Origin of the sequence: Streptomyces sp. NPDC058195 (assembly GCF_042883525.1) — a bacterium.
Taxonomy (GTDB): Bacteria; Actinomycetota; Actinomycetes; order Streptomycetales; family Streptomycetaceae; genus Streptomyces.
Genome location: NZ_JBHVVM010000002.1, coordinates 97,041 through 110,871, shown reverse-complemented (window position 1 = coordinate 110,871; position 13,831 = coordinate 97,041). Strand labels below are relative to the sequence as shown.

Here is a 13,831-nt window from a genome sequence, read left to right as displayed (position 1 = left end):
AGCCCGTCGGGTTTCTCGGACCGGCGGTGGCCCGCGCGGTGAGCGCGCGGGCGGTGCGGGGCCCGTCGGCGGACGCGCACGCGTTCCGGCCCGCCAGCCGAGCCAGCCGCAGGAACGGGCCGGCCGCACGAACGCGCCGGCCGGGCTTCTCACCCGGTCGGCCGAGCGCCCCCTACGCGTGCGGTCCCACCGTCACCTCACCCACCGTCAGCTCCGCGTTCCCCTCCAGCACCTCGCCGACCCGCGCCACCTCCGCCTCCAGCTCCCGCAGCAGCCGCCCCGGCAGCGGCTCCAGCGGCTCCACGGTGACCGCGATCCGGCGGCCCGAGCGCCGCTGGTGCCACACCCCGGCCGCCGTGCCGTCGACCAGCAGCACCGGGTAGTTCCCCGCCTGACCGCCCGCCAGCGCCCGGGTGTACGCCGCGCCGGGGAAGAGCCGCTCGCGCGGCTGGGACGCGATGAGGAAGGCGTCGAAGTAGGGAAGCAGCCGCACCCCTCGGGCCGGTTCGGCGGGGAAGCCGGTGTCGCCCGCCCCCACCCACGCCGGTCCGCCCTCGTACGTCACCGGCTCGATCTCCCCGCGCGCGGCGAGCCCTTCGAACAGGTGTGCCGCCGGGCTCGGCGGCAGTGCCAGCCACTTCGCGAAGTGCGCGGGCGTGGCGGGCCCGTACGCGTGCAGATAGCGGCGTACGAGCGCGGTGAGCGCCGCCGGACCGTCGAGCGGTACGACATCGGGGCGGGTGTAGGTGACCTTGCGGCCCCGGTTCGGCGCGAAGCACAGCACCCCGCGGTGGCCCGCCAGATGCATCACCTGCCGCCAGCGCGGCCACATCCCCTGGAAGGCGGGCATCACCGGATCCCCCGCCCACGCCCCGGCCCGCTCCACCACCGCCTCGGAGAGCTCGTCCACGGTCAGTTCGGCCCCGGTCAGCGCGTCCCCGATCGCCGTGAGCACCGTCTCGGTCTGTTCCGGCGTCATCCGGGCGTCCTTGGCGAAGGAGCCGCGTCCGAAGGACAGCGCCGACAGGGCCCCCGTCCACATCGGCAGCTCGTCCGCCGGCAGCAGATGCACGGTGCCGCGCGGCCCGAACGTCTTGACCAGGGTGCGCTCGCGCCACAGCGCGTCGCGCACTCCGGCCCGGGTCACCCCCTCGGTCCGCAGCCCGACGGAGAGCTCGGCGGCGGAGAGCACCTGGGCGTGCGCCCCCAGGAGCGTGCCGACCACCCCGGCGGGGGACAGGGCGGTGGGGGCGGTGAGTCCTTGGCGTTCCATCCGGCGGGCGTTCGCGGCGGACCAGGTCACGGCTGCGGTTCGGGTCGTCATGCCGGGAAGCTATCCACCCAACAGGTCAGAAGCTGTCCGCATGCGTGGTGTATCCGGAGAGTGATTGTTGAGTGGCGTGGCGCGCGTCGGCACTTACGAAGGGTTATGGTGGAAACCCCCCCTCGGGCCGGTCCGTATCCCCCCCCACGGACCGGCCCGTTTTCTGTGGGCCCGCGGCGCCGGGCTCCCCGGCCCCGCGGCCCCGCGCGTCAGCCCCGCCCGGCCCAGATGTTGGTGCCCGCGGTGTCCACGGCGAAGGTGTCGATCTCCTTCAGCTCCTGCGCGGTCAGCTGCGGTCCGGCGAGCGCCGCCACGTTCTCCTCCAGCTGCGCCACGCTCGACGCGCCGATCAGCGCGGACGTCATGCGGCTGTCGCGCAGCACCCAGCACAGCGCCAGCTGGGCGAGCGACTGGCCGCGCCGCTCGGCGATCGCGTTCAGCCCGTTCAGGCGGCGCACCACCTCGTCCGAGAGCAGCGCGGGGTCCAGGGACTTGCCCTGGGTGGCGCGCGAACCCTCCGGGATGCCCTTCAGGTACTTCCCGGTGAGCAGGCCCTGGGCGAGCGGCACGAAGGAGATGCAGCCCATGCCGGCCGTCTCCAGCGTGTCGAGCAGCCCGTCGTCCTCGATCCAGCGGTTGATCATCGAGTAGGACGGCTGGTGGATCAGCGCGGGTACGCCCATCTCCCGGAGCAGCCGGGCGGCCTCGGCGGTCTGCTCCGCGGTGTACGAGGAGACACCCACGTACAGCGCCTTGCCCTGCTGGACGGCGGAGGCCAGGGCCCCCATCGTCTCCTCCAGCGGAGTCGCGGGGTCGAAGCGGTGGGAGTAGAAGACGTCGACGTAGTCCAGCCCCATCCGCTTCAGTGAGGCGTCCAGCGACGACAGCAGGTACTTGCGGGAGCCCCATTCGCCGTACGGGCCGGGGTGCATCTCGTACCCCGCCTTGGTGGAGACGATGAGCTCGTCCCGGTACGGCGCGAAGTCCTGGTGGAAGAGCTTGCCGAAGTTCAGCTCGGCGGAGCCGGGCGGCGGGCCGTAGTTGTTGGCCAGGTCGAAGTGGGTCACCCCGAGGTCGAAGGCGCGGCGCAGGATCGCCCGCTGGGAGCCCAGCGTGCGGTCGTCGCCGAAGTTGTGCCAGAGACCGAGGGAGACGGCGGGAAGCCTGAGACCGCTGCGGCCGGTGCGGCGGTACTCCATGGAGTCGTAACGGGCATCGTCTGCACGGTAAAGAAGAGGAGAATCAGTCACGTTTCTCTCCTTATCACGGACTTGTGACAGACCGGGTTGGGCCGGTGCGCCGCCCGCGCAGTAATGTGGCGGCTTCGGGGACTGCCACGGCACGGCGGGGCGAAACGCCCCGCGGACGAGTGCGGTGACCCCCGGGGGGACGGCCCCGGACCCCGGGCAGCGGGGGGCGGCCGGGCCCGCACGGAACCGAGAGGGTGAAACTCAGTGAACTTGCGCGACCTGGTGTACGGGCTCTACGCACGCCGGGTGGAGGGCCGCCTCGACCTCACCCAGGTGCCCAAGCACATCGGCGTCATCCTCGACGGCAACCGGCGCTGGGCGAAGGCGTCCGGCGGCACGGCCGCGCAGGGGCACCAGGCGGGCGCGGACAAGATCAAGGAGCTGCTCGGCTGGTGCAGCGAGACGGACGTCGAGGTCGTCACGCTCTGGCTGCTCTCCACGGACAACTTCGACCGCCCCGACTCCGAGCTGAAGCCGCTCCTGGGGATCATCGAGAACACCGTGCGCGACCTCGCCGCGGACGGCCGCTGGCGGGTCCACCACGTCGGCACGCTCGACCTGCTGCCCGCTGGCACCCAGACCGTGCTCAAGGAGGCCGAGCAGGCCACCTTCGACGTCGACGGGATACTGGTCAACGTCGCCGTCGGCTACGGCGGTCGCCAGGAGATCGCCGACGCGGTCCGCTCACTGCTGCTGGATCACTCCGCCAAGGGCACCTCCTTCGAGGACCTGGCCGAGATCGTCTCCACCGACATGATCTCCGAGCACCTCTACACCCGGGGCCAGCCCGATCCCGACCTGGTCATCCGTACCAGCGGCGAGCAGCGGCTGTCCGGTTTCATGCTCTGGCAGACCGCGCACTCCGAGTACTACTTCTGCGAGGTCTTCTGGCCGGCCTTCCGCAAGGTCGACTTCCTGCGCGCGCTGCGCGACTACGCCGCCCGCGGCCGCCGCTTCGGCGGCTAGCCGGTCTCCTGGACGTCCCGCACGGCCCGCCCGTCCCGGGCGGCATGGCTTCGGTTGTTCGAGGGAATACCCCTGACAGGTCGACGTCCGGTCAGGAACCAGGCGGACGTCGTGTCCAAGTGAGCGGCATCGAGTCCGCTCGCCCGGGAGGCCCTTTGCACACGAAGGACCGTACGAACGACGCGGAGGGCCGGTATCCGGCCCGTGCATCGTGGTCCCTGCCCGGCCTTTCCTCTCCATTGGGATGCTCCGCGACGCCGTCGCACCCCAACCTCGTCCGAGGGGGTACGTCCTTCCGTGGTGACCAGCACAAAGCGCCGCATTCCCGACAGGCGCACCTATGTTCTCGACACCAGCGTCCTGCTGGCCGATCCGAACGCCATGACGCGTTTCGACGAACACGAAGTCGTGCTCCCGATCGTCGTGGTCACGGAACTGGAGGCCAAACGCCACCATCCGGAGCTCGGATACTTCGCCCGGCAGGCCCTGCGCCTGCTGGACGACTGCCGCGTCCGGTACGGCAGGCTGGACGCCCCGATCCCGCTCGGGGACCTGGGCGGCACGCTGCGCGTCGAACTGAACCACTCCGACCCCGGCGTACTGCCCGCCGGCTACCGGTTGGGGGACAACGACTCACGGATCCTCGCGGTCGCGCGCAACCTCCAGGCCGAGGGGTACGACGTCACGGTCGTCTCCAAGGACCTGCCCCTGCGTATCAAGGCGTCCTCGGTCGGCCTCCTCGCCGAGGAGTACCGTGCCGAACTCGCCATCACCGACTCCGGGTGGACGGGCATGGCGGAGCTCTCCCTCTCCGGCGAGCAGGTGGACCTGCTCTACGGAGAGGAGACGCTGTACGTCCCGGAGGCCGCCGAACTTCCCGTGCACACCGGACTGGTGCTCCAGTCCGAGCGCGGCAAGGCGCTCGGCCGGGTCACCGCCGAGGGCAATGTGCGCCTGGTCCGGGGTGACCGGGAGGCCTTCGGCATCCACGGCCGCAGCGCCGAGCAGCGCATCGCGCTCGACCTCCTCCTCGACCAGGACGTCGGCATCGTGTCGCTCGGCGGCCGGGCGGGCACCGGCAAGTCGGCGCTGGCGCTCTGCGCCGGGCTCGAAGCCGTCCTGGAGCGCAGGCAGCACCGCAAGGTGATGGTCTTCCGCCCGCTGTACGCGGTCGGCGGGCAGGAGCTGGGCTATCTCCCCGGCACCGAGGCCGAGAAGATGAGCCCCTGGGCACAGGCCGTCTTCGACACCCTTTCGGCGGTCGCCGGGCGCGAGGTCATCGAGGAGGTGCTGGGACGCGGGATGCTGGAGGTCCTGCCGCTCACCCACATCCGGGGCCGCTCGCTGCACGACGCCTTCGTGATCGTGGACGAGGCGCAGTCGCTCGAACGGAACGTCCTGCTGACCGTGTTGTCCAGGATCGGGGCGAATTCCCGGGTGGTCCTCACCCATGACGTGGCACAGCGGGACAATCTCCGGGTCGGCCGGTACGACGGAGTCGTCGCCGTGGTCGAGAAACTGAAGGGGCATCCGCTCTTCGCGCACGTCACCCTCACCCGGTCCGAGCGTTCGCAGATCGCCGCTCTGGTGACCGAAATGCTGGAGGAAGGCCAGATCTGACAGGGATGTGACCCTCGGTGCGCCCGGCGAGCGGAACAGCTTAGCCGGGCGTCGCCGTGTCGCGACGCTGTTTCCGGGAATCGTCTGCTCCAAACGAGGTGTGAGCTTTCACACGCAACAGAGAATTGCTTCCCGGCGTGCCGTTCCGGCAGAGTCTTGCTTCCGTCAGGCCCCGCATACGGCACACCCGCACCTTTCGAGGTGCCATGCACCGCACAACTCAACAGACGCCGTCCGTATGCCGCCCGCGAGTACCACGCGGCGCTCCTCAGGGAGTCGCCCACCGGGCCCGTGCCTCCCCGTGACCCAAGCAGTAGGGAGGCCAGCGCCAGGGGCACGATTGCGTCCGCGAGGTCACCTAAGCGGGCGATGCTGGAAGGACACCGTGTGAGCCGGATCTCGGTCCGGGGGTTCGCCGTGGCATCCGCCACCGCCGTAACCACCGTTGGCGCCGTCGTGGGCGTTGCGTCGGGCAGTACTCCTGCTGTCGATGACAACAACTTCGAGGCGGCCGCAGCCGACACCACGCTGCTCGCAGACATTCCCGCGGGCCAGCAGGCCCAGGTGCAGACCGCTTCGCTGACGCAGCAGGCCGACGCCCAGGCGTCCGCCGCCGATGCCGCGGCGAAGAAGTCCGTGGAGGAATCGGCCCGCATCCAGGCCGCCAAGGACGCCAAGTCCAAGAAGGCCGCGGCCGAGCAGCGGGCCGAGCAGGAGCGCAAGGAGAAGGAGGAGCGGGCCAACCGTTCCGAGATCCGCAGCGCCTCCAGCTTCGCCGCGCAGGGCTCGTACACCGCGGCCGAGGTCCAGGCGATCGCGCGGCAGATGATCCCCGCCGGCCAGTTCCAGTGCTTCAGCAACATCGTGAACCACGAGTCCACCTGGAACTACCGGGCCACCAACCCGTCCTCCGGTGCCTACGGCCTCGTGCAGGCGCTGCCGGCCTCGAAGATGGCCACCGCCGGAGCCGACTGGCAGACCAATCCGGCCACCCAGATCAAGTGGGGCCTCAACTACATGAACGGGAAGTACGGCAGCCCGTGTGGTGCCTGGTCCTTCTGGCAGCAGCACAAGTGGTATTAGAACCTCCGAGGTTCTGATTCCGGCTACGCAGAGCCCCTCACCGTTCTACGGTGGGGGGCTTCGCGCGTGTACGGTCGGTTCCCGCGGCCCGGTCGGGGGGCGGCGGGAGAAAAGACGGGGGAAGAGGAACGATCATGTCGAAACTACCGGGGTGGCTCTCCCGGCTGGGCACCGAACTGACCGATCTGGGTGACCGGCTGGAACAGCGCCGGGCCAGGACCGAGCACGAGGAACCCCCGACACCGGTCGCGTCACCGCCGCCGCCCGGACCGGCGCCAAAGGCCCCTGCCCCCGAGGGCCGGGGGGCGGAGAAGGAAGCCCCGCCCGCCGCCGCGGCCGGTCATGTGCCGCCGCCGCCCTCGTACGCGCCGTCCGTCGCCGCCCGGCCCGATCCGGTCGCGGCGATCCCCTGGGGGATGCGTGTCGCGGCCGAGGCCGGCTGGCGGGTGCTGGTCCTCGCGGGCACCCTCTGGGTGCTGATACGGGTCATCAGCGCCGTACAGCTGGTGGTGCTCGCCTTCGTCGCCGCGCTGCTCGTCACCGCCCTGCTCCAGCCGACCGTCGCGCGGCTGCGGCGCCACGGGCTTCCGCGCGGACTGGCCACCGCCGTCACGGCGGTGCTCGGTTTCGTCATCATGGGCCTGGTCGGCTGGTTCGTGGTTTGGCAGGTGATGGACAACATCGACACCCTCTCCGAGAAGGTGCGGGACGGTATCGAGGAGCTCAAGCACTGGCTGCTCGACAGCCCGTTCCACGTCACCGAGCAGCAGATCAACGATGTCGCGAAGAACCTCAGCGACACCATCGGCACCAACACCGAGCAGATCACCACGGCCGGACTCCAGGGCGTCACCGTGATGGTGGAGGTCCTCACCGGCATGCTGCTGGCGATGTTCTCGACGCTCTTCCTGCTCTACGACGGGCGCCGGATCTGGCGCTGGGTGCTGAAGCTGGTGCCCGCCCAGGCCCGGCCGGGTGTTGCGGGGGCCGGGCCGCGCGCCTGGCGGACGCTGACCGCCTATGTGCGGGGCACCGTCATAGTGGCACTGATCGACGCGATCTTCATCGGGCTCGGGATCTTCTTCCTCGATGTGCCGATGGCGGTGCCGCTGGCCGTCTTCATCTTCCTGTTCGCCTTCATCCCGCTGGTCGGCGCGGTGATCTCCGGGGCGCTGGCGGTGGTCGTCGCGCTGGTCACCCAGGGGGTGTTCGCCGCGCTGATGGTGCTGGCGGTGGTGCTCGCGGTGCAGCAGATCGAGGGCCATGTGCTCCAGCCGTTCATCCTGGGGCGCGCGGTGCGGGTGCATCCGCTGGCTGTGGTGCTCTCGGTCGCGGCGGGCGGTCTGATGGCCGGCATCGGCGGCGCGGTCGTCGCGGTCCCGCTGGTCGCGGTCACCAACACGGTGGTCGGCTATCTGCGGACGTACGGGCAGGAGGAGGCGTTGCGGCACGCCCCGTCGCCGCACGGGGCGACCGCGCTCGACGTCGCTCCGACCCCCGCTCCCGGCGCACCGCCCGAAACCGCCGGGCCCGGTGGCGGCGGCACGAAGGACGCGTAGCCGCGCAGGACATGCACGAGGGCCCCGTGGACGGTCGGTCGTCCACGGGGCCCTCGTGTGTACCGGAGAGGCAGGTACGGTCCTACTCGGCGAGCACGGCCTCGGCTTCGAGGGTCACGCCGACCGCCTGGATCACCGAGGCGATCTTGACGGCTTCCTGGATGGTCTCCCGGTCCACGCCGGCCTTGCGGAGCACCTGCTCGTGCGAGTCCAGGCACTGCCCGCAGCCGTTGATCGCGGAGACCGCGAGCGACCACAGCTCGAAGTCGACCTTCTCCACACCGGGCTTGCCGATGACGTTCATCCGCAGGCCCGCGCGGAGCGTCCCGTACTCGGGGTCCGACAGCAGGTGCCGGGTCCGGTAGAAGACGTTGTTCATCGCCATGATGGCGGCGGCCGACTTCGCGGCGGTGTACGCCTCCGCGGAGAGGTTGGCCTTCGCCTCCGGCTCCAGCTCGCGCAGCACCTTCGGCGAGCGCGAGGCGATCGCGCAGGCGAGAACGGTGCCCCACAGCTGCTGCTGCGGGAGCTCGCTGTTCCCGATCACCGAACCGAGGTTCAGCTTCAGGTCCTTGGCGAAGTCCGGAACGGCGGCCTTCAGTTCGTCGAGTGCCATGTCGCCGTCAGCTCACTCGCCCGAGAGGAGCGCGACCGGGTCGAGGGTGTTCTCGCCCTTGGTCCAGTTGCACGGGCACAGCTCGTCGGTCTGCAGGGCGTCCAGGACCCGCAGGACCTCCTTGGGGTTACGGCCCACGGAACCGGCGGTCACCATCGTGAACTGGATCTCGTTGTTCTGGTCGACGATGAAGACGGCGCGCTGCGCGAAGCCGTCCTCGCCCTCGATGCCGAGGTCACGCATGAGCTCGTGCTTCGAGTCGGCCATCATCGGGAAGGGCAGGTCGGTCAGGTCCGGGTGGTCCTTGCGCCAGGCGTGGTGCACGAACTCGGAGTCGCCGGAGAAGCCGAGGATCTGCGCGTCACGGTCGGCGAACTCGTCGTTCAGCTTGCCGAAGGCGGCGATCTCGGTGGGGCACACGAAGGTGAAGTCCTTCGGCCACGCGAAGACGATCTTCCACTTGCCCTCGTAGGTCTTGTGGTTGATCTGCTCGAATTCCTTGCCGCTCTCCAGCGAGACACAGGCAGTCAGGTCGAACTCGGGGAACTTGTCACCGACAGTGAGCACGCGCTCTCCTTGAAGCGTTGGAAATCCCTTGTGGGGCTTTCCTGAGGGTTGGACGAGATCCACCTTGGCACAGAGTCCATTGATCACGGAAATAGCTATAGTTGGTTGTGATGATCGGAGGTGCCTATCAGTGGTGCAGAGCAATCAGGGCACTCGCCCCAAACAGCCCAGTCTTTCGCAGCTGCGCGCCTTCGTCGCCGTCGCGGAGTGCCTGCACTTCCGGGACGCGGCGGCATCGATCGGGATGAGCCAGCCCGCGCTCTCCGGGGCGGTGTCGGCGCTGGAGGAGGCACTGGGCGTCCGGCTCATCGAGCGTACGACGCGCAAGGTGCTGCTCTCGTCGGCGGGGGAGCGGCTCGCGGTACGGGCGCGGGCGGTGCTGGAGGCCGTCGGTGAGCTGATGGAGGAGGCCGAGGCGGTCCGGGCACCGTTCACCGGAGTGCTCAGGCTGGGCGTGATCCCGACCGTCGCCCCGTATCTGCTGCCGACCGTGCTGCGGCTGGTCCACGAGCGCTACCCGGAGCTCGACCTCCAGGTCCACGAGGAGCAGACCTCCTCGCTGCTGGACGGGCTCGCCGCCGGACGGCTGGACCTGCTGCTGCTCGCGGTGCCGCTCGGGGTGCCCGGGGTGAGCGAACTCCCGCTTTTCGACGAGGACTTCGTCCTGGTCATGGAGAAGGGACACTGGCTGGGCGGGCGCGCCGACATCCCGCGCGAGGCACTGCGCGAGCTGCCGCTGCTGCTGCTCGACGAGGGCCACTGCCTGCGCGATCAGGCCCTGGACATCTGCCGCGAGGCGGGGCGCACCACGGGCGCCCCCGTCACCACGACCGCGGCCGGGCTCTCCACACTGGTGCAACTGGTCGCGGGCGGACTCGGGGTGACGCTGCTGCCGCGGACCGCGCTGACCGTCGAGACCGACCGCAACGACGCGCTGGCCACCGGCTACTTCGCCGAACCGGCCCCGTCGCGGCGGGTGGCGCTGGGGATGCGGACCGGGGCGGCCCGGCAGGAGGAGTTCGAGGAGCTCGCGGCGGCACTGCGCCGGGCGATGGCGGCGCTGCCGGTCCGGGTGACGGACGGCGTACGGGACGGGGCCGACCGCTGAGGGGAAGCGTGAAGGGGCGCGGCCCCGCAAGGCCGCGCCCCGTCGTTCTCTACCGCTCGGTCACTCCGTACGCAGCCCGTCCGGGCGCATCATGCGCCACAGCGGAGGCAGTGACACCAGGGTCACCAGCGCGATCAGCGCCGCGCCCGCACCGGTCATCGGCAGGAACAGCCACCAGTTGGTGATCTCCTTGTCGAGCATGGAGATCAGCGCCGCCCCCAGGCCGAGCCCGCCCGCGATGGCCACCACCAGCCCGGTCACCACCGGCACCGCCGTCTGCCAGAGCACCGACCAGCCCAGCGTGGAGCGCCGGGTGCCGAAGGCGACCAGGACCGACAGCAGGCGCTTGCGCTCGCGCAGCTGCTCCAGCTGCGAGACCAGCATCGAGGCCGCGATCAGCAGCAGCGTCGCGGTCCCGCCGACCTGGAGGCCGCGCTGCACGCTGGCGTACTTCTTGTCACGGGCCACCGACGTGACGGTCGACACCCGCATCGTGGGGTCGATCCTGGCAGCCGTGTTCCGTACGAACTCCGCGACGTCCGGCACGCTCTCGTCGACCCGGATCTGGGTCTGGAGCGCCGCGCCCGGCAGGGTGCTCGGGTCCACCGCGCCGAGGGTGGCCAGGATGCCGGTGGCCTCTTCGCCCAGCGGGCTGTCGACGGCCGTGACCGTACGGGCGTCGGCGGGCAGCGTCCATCGCACCGACGCATCCCCCGCCGAGGCCATGACCTCCTTGCCCTTGCGGGCCGTCTTGTCGATCCACCGGGTCATCGACTTGTCGTTCCTGGGGTGCGAGACGAAGGTGTCGCCGTCCTTGCAGGCGCCGATCCGGGCCATCTCGCGCAGGCTCGCGCAGTCGGCGATGGTCAGACTGGTGGTCCGCTGGACCTCCTCGGAGCCCTCGGCGTCGCCGGGGTGGGTGACGTACACGTCGACCTTGCCCGTCACCGACGTCACGCCCCTGGTGTTCCTGAACGCCTGGGCCACCTCGGTGGCTCCCCCCGGGGTGACCTTCTCGGAGAACGTGTAGAACTGGGCCCGTGAGGTGTCCTGCCCGGTCAGCTTGTTGAACTCGTCGCCGACCGCGGCGAACATCATCTGCAGCGCCACCGCGCCCGCGACCGCCACCGTGATGCCGCTGACCGCCCGGGAGGCCGCCCCGCTGCTCAGCTGGAGCCGGCGGACGGCGAGCTGCCAGGGAACCGGGCCGCCGTGCAGCCGGTTCACCAGCGCCTCGACCAGCCAGGGCAGCAGCAGCGCGAGTCCGACCAGGACCAGCACCGCCCCGCCCGCGATCGGATACGGGTTGACCGGGCCGTACGCCTCGACCTTGCCGGTCAGGGTGAGGACCGCCAGACCGGCGACCGGCACCGGCAGCCGCCACCAGAGCCGCCGTCCGCGCCTGCGGCCGTTGCGGATGACACCGAGCGGCTCGATCACCACCGCGCGCATCGCGGCCAGCGTCACCACCACCGCCGTCAGCGGCACCGCGACGATCACCAGCGCCACCAGCAGCGGATCGGGCACCAGGTCGGCCGGGAAGACGCTGACGTTCCACACCTCGATGCCGCCGACGAACTCGCGGGCCACGAAGAAGAACGCCACACCCGTCAGCACGCCGAGCAGTGCCCCGAACAGGGCCTCGCCCGCCGCGATCCGCCGGGTCATCCGGATGTCCGTGCCGACCAGGCGCAGCGCGGCGAGCCGCCGGTCGCGGCGGTCACCGCCGAACCGCACCGCCGTCACGATGAAGATCGCGACCGGCATCAGCAGCACCACGCTGATCAGGATGATCAGCACGATCAGGATGGACGGCATCTCCTCGCCCATGTTCCGGTCGCCGTACCCGTCGATCCGCTGGCCGCTGCGGGCGGGAGTCAGGGTGTCGTCGCCCGCGTAGTAGATGAGGTCACCCGGCGAGACCAGGCCGGGGTCGGCGATCGTACCGATGGTCCGGTACGACAGCCGCTCCTTGAGGAGCCTGCCGTCGGGGGAGCCCAGCAGCTCCTTCAGCGCGGGGGAGACCACCATCTCGCCCGGGGCGGGGAAGCGGTCGACCCCTGGCGGGCGCACCGGGTGCGCACCGTCCGCGCGCATCAGCTGGCCCTCGATGACGCGACCGCGGAACTCCGTCTCGACGTCGGACCGCAGCACGGAGGTGTCGGACTTCGAGGCGGGCTTGCCCGGCGACTCGTCGACGATGCTCGCGGCGCGGGCCGCGCTGCGGTCGGTGCGCTGCTGGAGCATGTGCGGTACGGAGGCGGCGGTCAGCAGCAGGGCCACGCCGAGGCCGACGCCGACGGCGGTCAGCGCGGTGCGGATCCAGCCCTCACGGCCGCCCCCGGCGCCGAAGCGCATGCCGAGGCCGAGATCGCGGAGCCAGGCCGCGAGGCCGGTGGGCGCGGTGGGGCGCGGGACGGCCGGCGGGGCCGCCGCGTTCTTCTCGTCGAGCAGGGTCATCCGGCGTGCTCCAGGTCGCGGGTCCGCCCGTCGCGCACGGTGACGTCACGGTCGGAGTACGCGGCGACCCGCGCCTCGTGGGTCACCAGGACCACGGCGACGTTGGTGGACCGGGCGGCCTCGGTGAGCAGCTGCATCACGCGCTCGCCGTTCAGCGAGTCCAGCGCACCGGTCGGCTCGTCCGCGAAGATCACCTTCGGGGAGGCGGACAGCGCGCGGGCCACGGCGACGCGCTGGCCCTGGCCACCGGAGACCTCGCCCGGCCGCTTGGCGGCCACGCCGTCGACCTCCAGCCGCTCCAGCCAGTGGAGGGCCGTGCGCTCGGCCTCCTTGCGCTTGGCCCCGGCCAGCCGGAGCGGCAGCGCGACGTTCTCCACGCAGGTCAGCTCCGGGACGAGCTGGCCGAACTGGAAGACGAAGCCGAACTCGGTACGGCGCAGGGCGCTGCGCTCGGCGTCGGACATGGCGGAGAGCTCCCGGCCCGCGTAGGTGATCGTGCCCCGGTCCGGGGTGACGATGCCGGCCAGGCAGTGCAGCAGGGTCGACTTGCCGGAGCCCGAGGGGCCCAGCACGGCGACGACCTCGCCGGGGTGGATGGAGAAGGACGCGCCGTCGAGCGCGGGCGTCTGGCCGTACGTCTTGTGCAGGCTGTCGGCGCTGAGCAGGGAACCGGCGGGGATCACGCGCCCACCTCCATGGCGAGTCGGTCGAGCCGGGCGGCGGTCAGTTCCAGCCAGCGCAGATCGGCTTCGAGGTGGAAGAGCGCGTGGTCGCAGATCAGCTGGTCGGCGAGATCGCCCTTGCGCTTGCGTTCGGTGAGCATGCGCATCAGGCGCAGGTGTTCGGCGCGCTGGGTGTCCAGCAGGGACTCCGCGCTGCGCCCGGTGAGCAGCGCCAGGACGACCTTGGTGTAGAGCGTCGACTGGAGATACGGCTCGGGCTTCTCCGGCTGCGCGAGCCAGGCGCCGACATCGGTGACCCCGGCCTCGGTGATCGCGTACCGCTTGCGCTCGGGGCCACCCCCGCTCTCGATGCCGTCGACCTCGACGAGGCCGTTCTTGAGCAGCCGGGACATGGTCGAGTAGACCTGCCCGTAGTGCAGGGGGCGGTCATGGCCGAACTTCTCGTCGAACTCGCGTTTGAGGTCGTAGCCATGGCGGGGGCCGGACTCCAGGAGTCCGAGCAGGGTGTGGCCGATAGACATGCGGAGCACTGTACACGGTGTGTATACCCGCGATGTATACCCCTGGTGAATACCCCTGCCCACTGCCCCGCGCC

Annotated in this window: 12 protein-coding genes; 5 read left to right on the top strand and 7 right to left on the bottom strand. The window is 70.8% G+C overall.

The genetic code is table 11. From position 1 onward, the window contains the following. Positions 1-172 precede the first annotated feature (172 nt). Both ACFVWY_RS02650 and mgrA read right to left on the bottom strand, forming a co-directional pair. Positions 173-1,324: a winged helix DNA-binding domain-containing protein gene (locus ACFVWY_RS02650; protein ID WP_389866563.1), complete on the bottom strand. Its 1,152-nt coding sequence runs from the start codon at positions 1,322-1,324 to the stop codon at positions 173-175. 209 nt (positions 1,325-1,533) lie between these two features. After that, the gene (gene mgrA, locus ACFVWY_RS02645) at positions 1,534-2,574 is read right to left on the bottom strand and encodes an L-glyceraldehyde 3-phosphate reductase (protein WP_389866561.1); all 1,041 of its coding nucleotides are present in this window, start codon (positions 2,572-2,574) and stop codon (positions 1,534-1,536) included. Positions 2,575-2,778: 204 nt separating this feature from the next. Between mgrA and ACFVWY_RS02640 the strand changes: the two genes are divergently transcribed. From ACFVWY_RS02640 to ACFVWY_RS02625, 4 genes are all read left to right on the top strand, one after another. Further along, positions 2,779-3,540 carry an isoprenyl transferase gene (locus ACFVWY_RS02640; protein WP_389866558.1) on the top strand — a complete coding sequence of 254 codons (762 nt, stop codon included), beginning with the start codon at positions 2,779-2,781 and terminating at the stop codon, positions 3,538-3,540. 297 nt (positions 3,541-3,837) lie between these two features. After that, on the top strand, positions 3,838-5,160 hold the full coding sequence (locus tag ACFVWY_RS02635) for a PhoH family protein (protein WP_389866555.1): 1,323 nt from the start codon (positions 3,838-3,840) through the stop codon (positions 5,158-5,160). A 387-nt stretch (positions 5,161-5,547) separates the two neighbouring features. Continuing rightward, complete coding sequence (locus ACFVWY_RS02630) at positions 5,548-6,243, top strand: lytic transglycosylase domain-containing protein (RefSeq protein WP_389866553.1); 696 nt, start codon at positions 5,548-5,550, stop codon at positions 6,241-6,243. Positions 6,244-6,377: 134 nt separating this feature from the next. Then, on the top strand, positions 6,378-7,802 hold the full coding sequence (locus ACFVWY_RS02625; protein ID WP_389866550.1) for an AI-2E family transporter: 1,425 nt from the start codon (positions 6,378-6,380) through the stop codon (positions 7,800-7,802). A gap of 82 nt (positions 7,803-7,884) precedes the next feature. Here the strand turns inward: ACFVWY_RS02625 and ACFVWY_RS02620 are convergent, their stop codons facing one another. Then, positions 7,885-8,418 carry an alkyl hydroperoxide reductase gene (locus tag ACFVWY_RS02620; protein WP_123461342.1) on the bottom strand — a complete coding sequence of 178 codons (534 nt, stop codon included), beginning with the start codon at positions 8,416-8,418 and terminating at the stop codon, positions 7,885-7,887. 12 nt (positions 8,419-8,430) lie between these two features. Continuing rightward, positions 8,431-8,985: a peroxiredoxin gene (locus tag ACFVWY_RS02615; protein ID WP_031083404.1), complete on the bottom strand. Its 555-nt coding sequence runs from the start codon at positions 8,983-8,985 to the stop codon at positions 8,431-8,433. Positions 8,986-9,115: 130 nt separating this feature from the next. On the opposite strand from ACFVWY_RS02615, the gene ACFVWY_RS02610 reads away from it, so the two are divergent. Then, on the top strand, positions 9,116-10,093 hold the full coding sequence (locus tag ACFVWY_RS02610; protein ID WP_389866545.1) for a hydrogen peroxide-inducible genes activator: 978 nt from the start codon (positions 9,116-9,118) through the stop codon (positions 10,091-10,093). Between the two features lie 60 nt (positions 10,094-10,153). Here the strand turns inward: ACFVWY_RS02610 and ACFVWY_RS02605 are convergent, their stop codons facing one another. The 3 genes from ACFVWY_RS02605 to ACFVWY_RS02595 are packed head-to-tail and all read right to left on the bottom strand — an operon-like array spanning position 10,154 to position 13,757. Beyond that, positions 10,154-12,553 (bottom strand): ABC transporter permease, encoded by a 2,400-nt coding sequence (locus ACFVWY_RS02605; RefSeq protein WP_389866543.1) that lies wholly within the window; start codon positions 12,551-12,553, stop codon positions 10,154-10,156. After that, entirely contained in the window at positions 12,550-13,236 is a 687-nt protein-coding gene (locus ACFVWY_RS02600; protein ID WP_389866540.1) for an ABC transporter ATP-binding protein, read from the bottom strand. Before ACFVWY_RS02600 ends, ACFVWY_RS02605 begins: the two co-directional genes overlap by 4 nt. Next, a complete protein-coding gene (locus ACFVWY_RS02595; RefSeq protein WP_389866539.1) occupies positions 13,233-13,757 on the bottom strand; it encodes a PadR family transcriptional regulator in 525 nt (174 codons plus the stop codon). The genes ACFVWY_RS02600 and ACFVWY_RS02595 overlap by 4 nt, the downstream gene beginning before the upstream one ends. Between the last annotated feature and the right edge of the window lie 74 nt (positions 13,758-13,831).

What these genes read in the sequence shown, in the direction of transcription:
- ACFVWY_RS02650 (WP_389866563.1), bottom strand. Translation starts at nt 1,324, where the DNA reads ATGACGACCCGAACCGCAGCCGTGACCTGGTCCGCCGCGAACGCCCGC.
- ACFVWY_RS02625 (WP_389866550.1), top strand. Translation starts at nt 6,378, where the DNA reads ATGTCGAAACTACCGGGGTGGCTCTCCCGGCTGGGCACCGAACTGACC.
- ACFVWY_RS02620 (WP_123461342.1), bottom strand. Translation starts at nt 8,418, where the DNA reads ATGGCACTCGACGAACTGAAGGCCGCCGTTCCGGACTTCGCCAAGGAC.
- ACFVWY_RS02605 (WP_389866543.1), bottom strand. Translation starts at nt 12,553, where the DNA reads ATGACCCTGCTCGACGAGAAGAACGCGGCGGCCCCGCCGGCCGTCCCG.
- ACFVWY_RS02595 (WP_389866539.1), bottom strand. Translation starts at nt 13,757, where the DNA reads ATGTCTATCGGCCACACCCTGCTCGGACTCCTGGAGTCCGGCCCCCGC.